Source organism: Actinomyces sp. HMSC065F11, from assembly GCF_001813085.1.
In the GTDB taxonomy this organism is placed as follows: Bacteria; Actinomycetota; Actinomycetes; order Actinomycetales; family Actinomycetaceae; genus Gleimia; species Gleimia europaea.
The window spans coordinates 17,674-30,954 of record NZ_KV811462.1 but is presented as its reverse complement, the minus strand read 5'-3'; the positions used below and the strand labels follow the sequence as shown (position 1 = coordinate 30,954).

Below are 13,281 nucleotides of genomic sequence, written 5' to 3'. Positions count from 1 at the left end.
TCAAGTAGAAGGAAAACAATGATTAATAAGACTTCGCCAACCACTGCTGTGGTAGCTACGGGTATTGGCGCGGCCCTCTTTTTTGTACTCGGCCGTTTTCTTGTAATCCCAACGCCGATTCCAAACACGACCATTAACATCCAGTACGCGCTGCTAGCCGTGTTCGCACTGCTTTACGGACCGGTGGTTGCCGGCCTTATGGGGTTGATTGGTCACTTCCTGATCGACGCCACCTCCTACGGCCCCTGGTGGTCCTGGATCGTGGCTTCGGCTATTGCCGGCCTAATCATGGGCCTAATGATGCTGAAAGATAACGTGCAGGACGGCCCAATCAACAGTGGCGGCCTGGTACGTTTCAACGTTGCCGTGGTGGTAGCGCACGCTGTGTCGTGGGGCATCGCAGCCCCTCTTTTGGACATCCTGTTCTACTCTGAGCCCGCTTCGAAGGTGTTCACTCAGGGAGCGGTCGCGAGTGTTTCTAACATCCTCACCACCGCTATCATTGGCTCCTTGATTGTGATTGCCTACGCGAAGACCCGCACGTCCGCCGGCTCGCTTGAGGAAAAGGAATAAGCCTCCTGTGACTGAGTTTCATTCGGATGGGGCGAGCCTAAGCGCCGGCAGTGCGGCAAGTGCTGCGGGCGTGCAGGCTCGCCCCGCGAATGACGCCCCTAACACGGGCACTGTACCTCGCTCGAGTTCGGAAGCCGCCCGGACACAGGACCAACCGAACTCATCAGGTACTGCGCCTGAACCCATCATTGAGTTTTGTGATTTCACTTTTCAATATCGCGCGCAATCGTCTCCCACTCTTCGGGGTATCAATCTGACGATCAACCGTGGCGAGAAAGTTGCGATTGTAGGCCAGTCTGGCTCTGGTAAGTCCACACTGGCACACGTCATCAACGGGCTCATCCCCTACCGCTTCCCCGGGGAACATTCCGGCACGGTGAAGGTTGCCGGCATTGACCCAACCCAAACTCCCCTGCACGAGCTTTCTAAAATCGTGGGCACTGTACTGCAGGATCCAGACGGCCAGTTCATTGGACTAACAGTTGCAGAAGACATTGCTTTCTCGCTAGAAAACGACCTGGTGGAGCAAACCCAGATGCATTCACGAGTGCAACAGGCGGCTTCCGTCGTTGGTATTGAAAGCCGCCTAGAGGCCTCCCCTCAAGACTTGTCAGGCGGCCAAAAACAGCGTGTGTCCATGGCCGGCGTGCTCGTAGACGACGTGCAGATTCTGCTTTTTGACGAGCCTCTTGCTTCCCTTGACCCCGCTTCTGGCCAGCAGGCCATTGAGACGATTGATGCGTTGCACCAGCGCCCGCCGGAGGGCACAACCGTCATCATCATCGAACACCGTTTAGAGGACGTCTTGCACCGACACGTGGACCGCATAATTGTTGTAGATCGCGGGAAGATCGTAGCGGACGGTACTCCGAACGAAATTATTGCTTCGCGAGTATTGACCGATCATGGGATTCGCGAACCGCTCTACATTACGGCTCTGCGCATGGCCGGCCACAACGTCACCGCTGCGGACGAACCCGAATCTGTACACTCCGTGCGGATTCGCGATGACGCGCGGGCCGAACTTGCAAAGTGGGCGCGCGAACCACGCAAGACTCCGCGCAAGCCCGACCCGATTTTGAAGCTGGAGAACATCAATTTCGGGATTAACGAAGTTGAAATCATCAAAGGGGTCTCAACCGAGATTTATCGCGGCGAGGTAGTTGCTATTTGTGGCACCAATGGGGCGGGAAAGTCCACTCTTGCCAAACTCATTTGCGGTTTCGAAAAGCCAGATTCTGGTCGTATCTACCTAGATGGCGAGGACATCACTGACGATCCCATTACGCGCCGCGGCCGGCGCATCGGGTTCGTCATTCAAAACCCCAATCAGATGATCTCAAAAACCTTGATCATTGAAGAGGTTTCCCTGGCCCTGCAAGGCCTCGATATTTCTGCCGAAGAGAAGAACAGGCGCGTTGAGCAAGCGCTTCGCACGTGCGGCCTGTGGGCATATCGGGAATGGCCCATATCTGCGCTATCCTACGGGCAGCGCAAGCGCGTCACGATAGCGTCGGTCATGGTCACAACTCCAGAAATCATCATTTTGGATGAGCCCACAGCCGGGCAAGACTGGGCGCACTACACCGAAATCATGGAGTTCCTAAAGGGCTTGAACGACTCTGGCATCACGGTTGTGTTGATTACGCACGACATGCACCTGGCGCTCGAATACACCGAACGTACACTCGTCATGTCTGACGGCAAGGTGATTGCCGCTCGCTCTTCCGCCTCCGTGCTAGCAGACCCCGAGCTAACCCACGCGGCGTCTCTGCGAACCACCTCGCTTTATGACCTGGCTGTTCGAATCGGAGCGCAGCGAGGCCTCCTCGATAATGCCAACGAGTGCTCCGGTGCGAAGGCAGAAAGCACACTTGACCCAACCGCGTTCATTGAGCAGTTCATTGTGCGTGAAAACGAGTGGCGTGAGGCAGTCCTCGCTAAGCACTTGGGAACGGGGCGATAACAGTGGCTGAAAGAACTGCCGTTTTAGGCTATATTCCCCGCGAATCGTTTATGCATTCGCTAACAGGGACCACAAAACTCATCATGATGATCAACGCGTCCATCGCGGCAATGCTGGGCTTTGATACGCGCTTCTTAGTGCTCATGGTGTTCGTGTCCGTGTTCTTGTGGATCTCTTCAAAAATTGAGCTGTCGAAACTGAAGATCGTGCTGTGGTTCATTTTCGTCCTCATGATTTTGAACAACATCATGATTTTCGTCTTCGCCCCGCAGTACGGCACCGAGATTTATGGGACCAGCACGCCGCTTTGGCATTTGACTAACCGCTACACGTTCACTGCAGAGCAACTGTTCTACCAGTTGAACGTGACGCTGAAATATTTTGCGGTACTACCCGTAGCGCTACTATTCATTGTCACCACGTCCCCATCCGAGTTCGCGTCTTCGCTCAATCGAATCGGAGTTCCCTACCGAGCTTCCTACTCGGTTGCATTAGCGCTACGTTACATTCCGGACGTGCAGCGCGAATACCGCGAGATTTCTCAAGCGCAGCAGGCTCGCGGGGTCGACACGTCCAAGGACGTGTCGTTTGGCACGCGGGTCAAAAACAGCGCGTCCATCCTGTTCCCCCTATTGCTGTCCTCCCTGGAACGTATTGAAACGATTTCTACCGCGATGGAGCTACGCGGGTTTGGCAAACACAAGACGCGCACGTGGTACACCAGTCGCCCACTACTTGCCCGCGACTGGGTAGCCATCGCGCTTTCGGTTGCTTTGCTTGCCCTGGCTGCCTGGCTCATTACCGTTAATGGAGGACGGTTCTACAACCCGTTCATCTAGCGGCCGGCCACTCGGACTACGAACTGTGATCAGCTCTGCGCGGCTCGTTTTTGCGAAATCTCGTAGAGCGCGATGCCGGTAGCGACAGCTGCGTTGAGGGATTCAACTGCAGAGCTGATTGGGATAGACACGATTTGGTCGCAGGTTTCGCGCACTAGGCGGGAGAGTCCCTTACCTTCCGCTCCGGTAACTACAACGAGTGGTTCATTTGCCAGTTCAACGTCGCGCAAACTGACGTCCGCCCCACCGTCGAGGCCGATGACGAAGCATCCTGCCTCTTTTAATGCGCGTAGCGACCGCACGAGATTTGTCTCACGCGCAACGGGCACTCGCGAAACGGCGCCGGCAGACACTTTCCACACGGTTGCGTTAACGGAGGCGCTACGCCTTTCAGTGATCAGTACGCCGGTAGCGCCAAATGCGCCGCCCGAACGTAGCACGGCACCCAGGTTATGCGGGTCGGTTACCTGATCGAGAGCAATGATCAGTGGAGTTTTGAAGTCGTCCTCGGCAATCTGAAGAAGGTCGGCGGCAGTCACGTACTCGTATTCGGGAACTTCAATGCCGATGCCCTGGTGTGCGGTTTCGCCCGACGCATTTTCGAGGTCCCGGCGCGTGCATTCCATAATGGAAGCGCCCTGGGTAGAGGCGGCGCGGAGAACGCTGGCCACGCGATCATCAGTGGGGTCACCAGCAATGAATACGCGCACGATTTCGATGCCCGACTCGACGGCCTCCCACACGGGGTTGCGTCCCACAATGAGTTCGTGGCCGCGAGCGATCTTAATGGAAGTGCGGTTGCGGTGTGCTTCGCGTTGGCGTTGCTTAGCCAGCTCGGCCTCGCGTTCCTGCTTGCGTTTGTACGCTACGTGGTATTCGCGGTCTTCTGCCTTCGGGGTTGGACCTTTGCCGCGCAGTCCGCGCCGACGCTGACCTCCACTTCCCTTGGTTGGTCCTTTGCCTGCACGCTTGCGTCCGCGAGCGCCGCCATCAACCGCCATGATTACCTGCCTTTGCTTGATTTACTGGCGCCTATTGTAGCGAAGATCTGAGCCATGACTTAATAGGGATTTGAAGGGCGCCGCGCGGCGTTTTCGGATCTGGGTTCAACAACCTTCTCCGCTATTACCGCAACCACGATGCCGCCTACGAAACCACCAACGTGTGCCTGCCAGGACACTCCCCCAGATGGTAAGAAACCAACGAGAATGGTGGCGCTGTAGGCACTCAGAAGCATAATCGCAACCACGATCCGCACCAGTTTGACCCACGGGGTTCGCTCCACGAGGGCGGCCGCAAGAATGTATCCGAAGTAGCCAAACACGATTCCAGACGCACCAATAGTGAGGCCCACCGGCGTGAACGCGCTGATAAACAGGCCCGCCCCGATTGCAGACCCCACGAACACGGCCAGCCAGCGCCGCCTCCCCTCCAGCCCGATTAGGACCCCGAGGAGCGCAAGAAATGTGGTGTTACCACTTACATGCGCTACGGAGCCGTGCAGGAATATGGACGTAAAGTACGTCCACGGCCTCGTGAAATCATGTGCGGGAACGCCAAAGTTAAGCAGTAACTCCCGGCCTCCAAGCGGTTGCAGGATAAATGCCACCCACACGAGCAAGACCACGCCCAGCGGGCCGGCAAGACGCTCCAAAAGAGGGCCGCGCCCGCGAGGCACGACCTCTTGAACGCGCGGATCTAGCCGATATGCCATCTGGCGCCATCAGCTCCATCTTCAACAACAACGCCAGCGGCAGCCAGGCCATCTCGGATCGAATCGGCCGTAGCCCAGTCTTTCGCGGTACGCGCCTGCTCCCGCTGCTCAATCAAGTGATTCACAAGGACGTCCAGAGCCTTGTCTTTTCCACCGGCCTCCGCATCATCGCTGGCCCACTGCGGCGATGCCGGATCCAAGCCAAGAATGTCGAGCATTGCGCGCACATCCAGCAACGCCTCGCGCGCCTCCCCCTCGGAGCCATCCGTGAGGGCCTGATTACCGGCCTTCATGCGCTCATAAACCACGGCTAAGCCGCCCGCCACATTCAGATCATTGTCGAGGGCAGCCGCGAAGGCTTGCGGTACAGCTCGCTCGGCGACCTCGCTCACGGTCACACTCGCTACCTCACCGGCGCGCTGGACGAATCCGGAAATACGCTCCCAAGCGGCGGCTGCAGCGTGGATCGTTTCTTCGGAATACTCCACGGTAGAGCGGTGGTGCACCGTGCCTAGAGCGAAACGCAACACCGGTGCGGGCACGCGTTGCAAGATGTCTGCAACCACCAGGGAGTTGCCGAGCGACTTCGACATCTTCTCCCCCTTCATCGTCACCCACGCGTTGTGCACCCACAGGCTTGCAAACGGCCAGTCAGCGCCATGGGACTGCGCCTGCTCGTTCTCGTGGTGGGGGAAACGCAGGTCGATGCCGCCTCCGTGAATATCGAACGCCTCCCCCAGGTAGCGGCGCGACATTGCGGAACACTCCAAGTGCCAGCCCGGACGGCCTAGCCCCCACGGGGACTGCCAGGAAGCAGTACTCGGCTCAGTCGGCTTAGCGGCCTTCCATAGGGCGAAGTCACGCGGGTCGCGCTTTCCAGCCTCGACACTAGAATCGATCTGCGACTCGTCTTCCGTGGTGCGCATTTGCGCTAAATCCTGGTGGGTTAACGAACCGTAGTCATCTAGCGAATGCACGTCGAAATAGACGTTGCCGGCCCCATCCGGGTATGCGTGTCCGCGATCGATGAGCCGTTGGACCAGCTGGACCTGGTCCAGGATGTGTGCGGTTGCGCGCGGCTCAAACGTGGGCGGAATAAGCCCAAGAGCGTCGTAAGCCTGGGCGAACTCGCGTTCAAACTTGGATGCCCATGCCCACCATGGCTGCCCGGCCTCGGCGGACTTGTTCAAGATTTTGTCGTCAATATCCGTGATATTTCGGATGTAGGTGACCTTCATGCCGTTCTTCTTTAGCCAGCGGATCAGCGTGTCAAACGCTACCGCGGATCGCAAGTGCCCGATGTGGGGGCTACCCTGCACGGTGGCTCCGCACAGATAGATGCCAACCTCGCCCTCGTGAACGGGCTTCAGTGGCTGGAGGGAACGGCTTTTGGTGTCATAAAGATGAAGATTCACGCCTTTAGCCTACCCAGCCTGAACGCATGGGGCATAACGTTTTCAACGCGCGGCGTTAAACTGGCCCCATGACTTCGCTTTTACCTATTCGCACCGGTATTGGTTTTGACACGCACGCTTTTGCGCCCGCAGATTCGGGGCGGAAGATGATGATGGCGTGCCTTGAATGGCCCGGCGAGGTTGGTTTGGAAGGCCATTCCGATGCTGACGTTGCCGCGCACGCGTGCTGCGATGCTTTACTTGCGGCGGCAGGCCTGGGCGATCTGGGAACAAACTTTGGCACGTCAAGACCAGAGTGGTCGGGCGCGAGCGGCGAGGCGCTCCTACGCGAAACGGTACGCCTGGTGGAGCAGGCCGGTTACGCGATTGTGAACGTGTCCGTGCAAATCATCGGGGAGCGCCCGCGCATCGGGGAGCGCAGGGCTGAGGCGGAACAACGCATGAGCGAGGTTGTTGGAGCTCCGGTAAGTTTTGGCGCTTCAACCACCGACAAGCTTGGTTTTGCCGGGCGGAGCGAGGGAGTTGCGGGCATCGCGTCCGCGCTGGTGCAGCGCGTAGACTAGCGCGCTCCGAGGGGCTTGACCCGCCTAAGTACAAGCGCCACTCCCAAGCCGGTAAACAGTAGCACGCCGGCCATGAGTACCACGCCGAGCCAGGTGTTCCAATGCCAGAAAGTTCCCGCGAGCGCACCAAAAATGGATGAGCCCAGGTAGTAGAAGAACATGTAGGCCGACGAGGCTTGTCCGGTTGCGCCAACGCCGGCGCGGGCGCGGGCGGCCACCCATCCGGATGCGACTCCGTGGGTGGCGAAGAAGCCAGCGGTGAAGATGGCGAGGCCGATGATGATGACCCATATGGGTGCGGCGAGCGTGAGGAGCAGGCCACAGATCATCACGCTGATCGCGTAGGGTTCAACTTTGCGTTGTCCCCATTTTTGCGCGAGTTTCCCAGCATAGGCTGACGAGTAGGATCCGAGCGCATACACCAGGAAGATCAGGCCTACGACGCCAACAGAGTAGCCGTATGGGGCGGCCTCTAACCGAAACCCCATGATGTTAAATACACCAACGAATGAGCCCATTCCCACCGCGGCAATGAAAAACAGGCCGAGTAGTACCGGGTCACGCATGATTGCGGAGGTTTGATGCGCAAGGTTGGCCAGCCCTGACTCGCCGGGAATAAACCCCTGAGACCGGGGCAGAAACCGCCATACCGGGATTGCGCAGAGCAGCGCTACCACTCCCATTGCGATGAGGCCGCCCCGCCACCCCACTACCTCCGCGAATGCGGATACGCCGAGGCGCCCCGTCATGCCGCCCAGCGCTGTGCCCGCAATGTAGAGGCCGGCGGCGCGGGCTTGTGCAGACCTGTGCACTTCCTCGGTTAGGTATGCCATAGCCACTGCGGGTAGGCCCGCCACGGAAATTCCTTGTATGAGGCGCAGCAGAAGCATCAGCTCCCACGTTGGTGCGAGTCCTACGCAGATTGCCACGGCGCCTGCCGCAAAAAGGGAGATGAAGATGATGCGGGTGCGGCCCCGTACTTCGGATATGGGCCCCACGATCAGTAACGCCAGCGCCAGGCCAATAGTGGAGATGGACATGGACAGGGCCGCCTGATCGGGACGCAGCCCGTAATGCGCGCTGATTTGCGGCAAAACGGGCTGCGTGTCATAAAGCAAAGCGAACGTTGCCAAGCCGGCTAGAAACAGGCTGATCGAGATCTTTCGATACTGCGGACTGTGCAGGTCGTGACCTTCGAAACGCGGCTGTTCCTTATCGGGCGGCTGCGGCTCGCTCATAGCGTTCAGTCCTCAAAGGCACCCAGATGTGCCTGCTCGGTCTTAACCGGCAGGATCAGCATGAGGCCCACAAACAGGATGAGGACAATGCCGAGGATGCCCCAGTACTGCGACGAGGCGCCCTCGGGAACGAAGTTGGATCCAAGCCGCACGGATAGGCCGAAGCACAGCGGTGCGAGGAAGGACACCGCGCGGCCGGTTGTGGCGTACAGGCCAAATACCTCTCCCTCGCGACCTTGTGGAATGAGACGGGCGAGGAAGGTGCGTGAAGCCGACTGGCAGGGGCCGACGAACACGGTGAGGATCAGGCCGAGCACCCAGAACGTGCCGGAGCCGGCGTCGTGGAGGATGAAGATCAAAATGCCATCTATCACCATTGCGATAAGCGAGATCAAGATGACGGCTTTCGGGCCGATCTTGTCGTCCAACGCGCCAAATCCGATAGTCGCGATGCCCGCTACAACGTTTGCCACGATGCCGAAAATCAGCACGTCACCGGCGCTGAATCCGAACGTGCCGGCCGCAATGATAGCGCCGAACGTGAACACGCCCGCAAGTCCATCACGGAAGATGGCCGACGCGATCAGGAAGAAGATTGTGTGCGGCGACGTGTTCCATAGGTCTTTTACGGTCTTAAACAAAAGCTTGTAGGAGTCGATGATCGACTCGTGTCCGGCCTCGTCAGCGCCTGCAACCTTACGGCCGGGAACCGCGATTAACACGGGGATTGTGGAAAGCCCGAACCAGAGCGCGGCAATCAGCATAGATACGCGAACGTTCAGGCCATTCTCGGCCGTTACACCGAACAGGCCCACCTCGGGGGCGATAAAACCGAAGTAGAGGATCAGGAGCAAAATGATGCCGCCCACGTAGCCAAGTCCCCAGCCAAGGCCAGACACGCGGCCCATAGTCTTGGGCGTGGACACGCGCGCGAGCATCGCGTTGTAGTTCACGGACGCGAACTCAAAGAAAACGTTTCCGAAGCCAAGTAGCGCGATGCCAAGCCACATTGCGCCGAGCGGGCCAAACACCGACTCGGGGTGGACAAAAAACATCATGCCGGTCAGCATCACCACTACGTAAGTGTTGAAACCCAGCCAGAACGTGCCTTTACCGCGCCGGTCTGCACGCTGGCCGGTAATCGGCGCGAGGAGCGCGATCACAAAACCCGCGATAGTGAGGCCAAGGCTCAGCGACTCTGATGACTTATCCGTGTCGGCAAACATGCCGGAAGTCAAATAAACAGAAAATACGAATGTGGTGGCAACCGCGTTGAATGCGGCCGAACCCCAGTCCCAAAGCGACCATGCAAGAACGGTCTTATTTAGGATGCTTTCTTTTTTAGCGGGGGCCTCGTTGCCAAAGCTGTGATTAGTTGATGAAGTAGTCACGCTTCTGACTTTAACCCGAAATCAGAAAATTATGGATTTAAAGACCATTTAGTTTCGTTGGCGGTATGTTATTCCTCCAACAGGCTCTGATACCGGTCTGGCCGGGCCAGGATTTCTGCGGCAACCACCAGGTCTAGTTTGGTTGTAATCTTCATGGACAGCGCGCTACCCGGCGTCACATGCACATCCTCGCCAAGAGCTTCCACAAGCCCGGCATCGTCGGTTAGTTCCACACCTTGGGCCAGCAGTTCGCGGCCCGCCTCGTGTGCGCGCATAGCGGTTTCCCAGTGAAAACCTTGCGGGGTTTGAACTCCGCGCAGCTGCGCGCGATCAACTTGCCCAACGACTTTTTCAATTTTCGAGGAGGCCCCCACCGGCTCCACAACCTTCTGTGTGTCGGTAACAGGAACCGCCGGAATGACAGCTTTTAACCCGCTCTCCAGCGCTTCAATGACGTCTCTAATGGCGCGCTTGGGGGTGAGGCATCGGGCGGCGTCGTGAATAAGCACGGGCGTGCGCTCATCCAATTCCTTGCCAATCCGTTTGGCGAGGCGCGGAATTTCGAGCAGGCCGTTATACACCGAATCCTGGCGGATGTTGCCGCCTGGAACCACAGCCACATCTGGTTCCTGAGCGAAAATCTGTTCGAACTCGCCCAAGTGAGTTGGCGGGGCAGTCACCACAACACCATCCACACCCGCAACGCGAATACCATCCACAGCTCGGCGCACCAAGGACACTCCAGCTAGCTGCACCAGCGCTTTCGGCGTGTCATGGCCAAGCCGCGATCCCGAACCTGCAGCCGTAACGACTGCAAAAACCGAACTACTCATCACGCCTCCTCGCACCGTGGAAACACTGCCCATTACTCAAAACCACCCGCACTAATCCTTGCGCCAGCCAGCCCATTTGGACACTCCAAAGCTTCTCACGCCGGCCCCGCATAAAGTTTGAGGCCGCAGGTGCGGCCTCAAAATCGCAGGATCAGTTTATTCTTCTTCCGCCTCGTCAATTCCCTCCGCGAGGATCTCATCCAGGCGATCGCTCGCTTCGTCCTCATCAACCTCACGCGAGAGAGCCAATTCGGAAGTCAGAATCTGGCGAGCCTTTGAGAGCATACGCTTCTCGCCGGCCGATAGGCCCTTCATGGCGTCGCGACGCGACAGGTCACGAACAACCTCTGCAACGCGAACAATATCGCCGGTCGCAATCTTTTCCTGGTTTGCCTTGTAACGGCGCGACCAGTTTGAAGGCTCCTCCGTGTTCTCCTCACGGAGCGTATCCATGACCTCTTCGAAACCCTCTTCGTCAACCACGTCACGAACCCCCACGAGCTCCACGTTCTCTGCAGGAACCTGAATAGTCAGATCCCCCGTAGTCACGCGAAGAGTAAGGTAAGTTCTGTCCTTGCCAGCAAATTTGCGCGTAGAAATCTCTTCGATTGTGGCAGCGCCGTGATGTGGGTACACAACGGTTTCGCCCACTTTGAATGTCATTGCTGTAAAACTCCTGATGTTAGCTCAACACCCCTATTTTACCAGCAATTACGTGCACTTACTCGAGGGGATCCACCATCTTGTATCCCAGTCCGCGCACAGTTTGCAACAGTTGCGGATTAGAAGGATCTGCTTCAATGCGCGAACGCAAGCGCTTTACATGCACGTCCAACGTCTTCGTGTCCCCCACGTAATCCGGGCCCCACACGATGTTGATAATCTGCGTCCTCGTAAGCACGCGATTCACGTTGCGCATCAAAAGCTCAAGCAGTTCAAACTCGCGAAGCGGCAAGTGAACCGGCTCTCCACCCACCTCAACTTCGTGTCGGTCAACGCGCACAAGCACATCACCAACAGTGAGGACATCTTCCTCGTCTCCGCTTTCAATTTCGGGTACGCGCCGGCGCAACACCGCACGAATGCGTGCAAGCAATTCGCGGTAAGAGTACGGCTTTGTCACATAATCATCCGCGCCGAGCTCCAAGCCCACCACGCGATCTACCACATCGTCTTTAGCCGTCACCATGATGATCGGCACCTTCGAAGTGCGGCGCACCTGGCGGCACACCTCCGTGCCCGAGATTCCTGGAAGCATCAGGTCAAGCAAGATCAGATCAGGAGTAGCGGCCTCCAAAGTTGCAAGAGCAACCTCGCCGCTTTCCGCCTCTAGCACCTCGTACCCGTCTCTGCGCAGACTGAAAGCAAGAGGAGTGCGCAACGATTCCTCATCCTCCACAACTAAAATCGTCTTCAATTAGCGTTCCTCGCTCTCTTCCGAATCCTCAGAATCCACATTCTCTTCGCCCTCGGCTTGCGGAATCACCAGTGTGAATGTGGAACCGTGGCCCTTCTTGGACCACACCGAAACAGTTCCACCATGATCTGCAGCAACGTGTTTCACAATAGACAAGCCCAAGCCCGATCCGCCAGTATTTCGCGACCTGCCCGGATCCACACGATAAAACCTTTCAAACACGCGTTCCTTCTCTGCCTCGTCCATACCGATTCCGGTATCCACAACCGCCACGCGCACCAGGTCATCCACAACCGAGCTTTTCACGCTCACGCGCGTGTGCGGATCCGAGTAACGAATCGCGTTATCCACCAGGTTGCGAACCGCGGTGACAAGCAGGTTATGGTCACCCCACACGATGCCACCAGAAGGCTCCCCCACCTCTATATCAATATGCGAGGCGGCCGCCCGGTTGCTCTCCAGCTGAACGGCTTCCCACACAACCTCGTCAATGTTAATCCGCTGGGCCCGCATCAGAGGATCACCGGTTTCGAGGCGCGAAAGCTCAATCAGATCCTGCACGAGGGTGGATAGGCGCGCGGCCTCCGCTGCCATCTTGGGGGTGAACATGCGAACCACTTCGGGATCGTAGTCACTGTCTTGCAGAGTTTCAGCAATCAGACCGATCGCACCGATCGGGGTTTTCAACTCGTGGGACACGTTTACAGTGAAGTCACGGCGAACCGCGTCAACCCGTTTTTGCTTCGTCTCATCGTCGATCAAAATCAGCACGCGCCCGCCAAGGAGCGCCGCCACGCGAATATCTAGGTAAATGGGGGAATCCGACGAGTATCGCGAGCGAGGTAGCTGCATCTTCTTTCGCAGTGTCACCCCGTTTTTACGCACGTCCTCAACCATTTCAAGCACTTGTTTGTGCGCGATCTCTTCGTCACGAACGAGGCCAAGGGTGTACGCCTGGGCGTCCGCCCGCACAATATGATTCTCACTGTCCACAATGACAGAGCTTGACGCCATAGCAGTGAGGGCCGACTTAAGCTCAGGATTCACAGGCGGCTCAAATTCCTCGTCCTGTGATGATTCACGAATCTGGGATTGCGATACGCGAAATGCAAGCCCCGCTCCGGCCCCCACGAATAGGCCAACAAGAGCCACCAAAATTAGCAAACTGGTCTCTACACCACCCACAATATAGACAATAGGGCCAAAACCCGGCGCTTGTCGTGATTACACTAAACATCCGGCATCCGTTAACCGTTCGTTAACCTGTTGCATCCAGCCGGGACACCCGCGCATGGTGTTATTACTTTCGGCTATAAGTAGGCCCTCCCTTTG

13 protein-coding genes are annotated in these 13,281 nt (G+C 57.6%); 4 read left to right on the top strand and 9 right to left on the bottom strand.

Annotation, left to right across the window (positions count from 1 at the left end; all coding sequences use genetic code 11):
* The first annotated feature begins 18 nt into the window (after window positions 1-18).
* The 3 genes from HMPREF2891_RS00380 to HMPREF2891_RS00370 are packed head-to-tail and all read left to right on the top strand — an operon-like array spanning window position 19 to window position 3,378.
* Window positions 19-573 carry an ECF-type riboflavin transporter substrate-binding protein gene (locus HMPREF2891_RS00380; protein WP_070663467.1) on the top strand — a complete coding sequence of 185 codons (555 nt, stop codon included), beginning with the start codon at window positions 19-21 and terminating at the stop codon, window positions 571-573.
* Window positions 574-580: 7 nt separating this feature from the next.
* On the top strand, window positions 581-2,539 hold the full coding sequence (locus HMPREF2891_RS00375) for an ABC transporter ATP-binding protein (RefSeq protein ID WP_070663466.1): 1,959 nt from the start codon (window positions 581-583) through the stop codon (window positions 2,537-2,539).
* A gap of 2 nt (window positions 2,540-2,541) precedes the next feature.
* Window positions 2,542-3,378, top strand: coding sequence for an energy-coupling factor transporter transmembrane component T family protein (locus HMPREF2891_RS00370; protein WP_261666816.1), 837 nt, complete (start codon window positions 2,542-2,544; stop codon window positions 3,376-3,378).
* A 29-nt stretch (window positions 3,379-3,407) separates the two neighbouring features.
* Here the strand turns inward: HMPREF2891_RS00370 and rlmB are convergent, their stop codons facing one another.
* The 3 genes from rlmB to cysS are packed head-to-tail and all read right to left on the bottom strand — an operon-like array spanning window position 3,408 to window position 6,507.
* On the bottom strand, window positions 3,408-4,379 hold the full coding sequence (rlmB, locus tag HMPREF2891_RS00365) for a 23S rRNA (guanosine(2251)-2'-O)-methyltransferase RlmB (protein ID WP_070619267.1): 972 nt from the start codon (window positions 4,377-4,379) through the stop codon (window positions 3,408-3,410).
* 59 nt (window positions 4,380-4,438) lie between these two features.
* A complete protein-coding gene (locus HMPREF2891_RS00360) occupies window positions 4,439-5,092 on the bottom strand; it encodes a rhomboid family intramembrane serine protease (RefSeq protein WP_052038892.1) in 654 nt (217 codons plus the stop codon).
* Entirely contained in the window at window positions 5,077-6,507 is a 1,431-nt protein-coding gene (cysS, locus tag HMPREF2891_RS00355) for a cysteine--tRNA ligase (RefSeq protein ID WP_070663465.1), read from the bottom strand. Before cysS ends, HMPREF2891_RS00360 begins: the two co-directional genes overlap by 16 nt.
* Window positions 6,508-6,575: 68 nt before the next feature.
* On the opposite strand from cysS, the gene ispF reads away from it, so the two are divergent.
* The gene (gene ispF / locus HMPREF2891_RS00350) at window positions 6,576-7,070 is read left to right on the top strand and encodes a 2-C-methyl-D-erythritol 2,4-cyclodiphosphate synthase (protein WP_070663464.1); all 495 of its coding nucleotides are present in this window, start codon (window positions 6,576-6,578) and stop codon (window positions 7,068-7,070) included.
* Here the strand turns inward: ispF and HMPREF2891_RS00345 are convergent.
* From HMPREF2891_RS00345 to HMPREF2891_RS00320, 6 genes are all read right to left on the bottom strand, one after another.
* Complete coding sequence (locus HMPREF2891_RS00345; protein ID WP_070663463.1) at window positions 7,067-8,308, bottom strand: MFS transporter; 1,242 nt, start codon at window positions 8,306-8,308, stop codon at window positions 7,067-7,069. The two genes, ispF and HMPREF2891_RS00345, sit on opposite strands and share 4 nt — an antisense overlap.
* Window positions 8,309-8,313: 5 nt before the next feature.
* Window positions 8,314-9,699, bottom strand: a complete 1,386-nt coding sequence (locus HMPREF2891_RS00340) for an MFS transporter (protein WP_070663462.1) — start codon at window positions 9,697-9,699, stop codon at window positions 8,314-8,316.
* A gap of 68 nt (window positions 9,700-9,767) precedes the next feature.
* Window positions 9,768-10,532 carry a 2-C-methyl-D-erythritol 4-phosphate cytidylyltransferase gene (gene ispD, locus HMPREF2891_RS00335; protein WP_034508800.1) on the bottom strand — a complete coding sequence of 255 codons (765 nt, stop codon included), beginning with the start codon at window positions 10,530-10,532 and terminating at the stop codon, window positions 9,768-9,770.
* Between the two features lie 156 nt (window positions 10,533-10,688).
* Complete coding sequence (locus tag HMPREF2891_RS00330) at window positions 10,689-11,195, bottom strand: CarD family transcriptional regulator (protein ID WP_070663461.1); 507 nt, start codon at window positions 11,193-11,195, stop codon at window positions 10,689-10,691.
* Window positions 11,196-11,253: 58 nt separating this feature from the next.
* Window positions 11,254-11,949: a response regulator transcription factor gene (locus HMPREF2891_RS00325; RefSeq protein ID WP_070663460.1), complete on the bottom strand. Its 696-nt coding sequence runs from the start codon at window positions 11,947-11,949 to the stop codon at window positions 11,254-11,256.
* The gene (locus tag HMPREF2891_RS00320) at window positions 11,950-13,134 is read right to left on the bottom strand and encodes a sensor histidine kinase (RefSeq protein ID WP_261666814.1); all 1,185 of its coding nucleotides are present in this window, start codon (window positions 13,132-13,134) and stop codon (window positions 11,950-11,952) included.
* Window positions 13,135-13,281 lie beyond the last annotated feature (147 nt).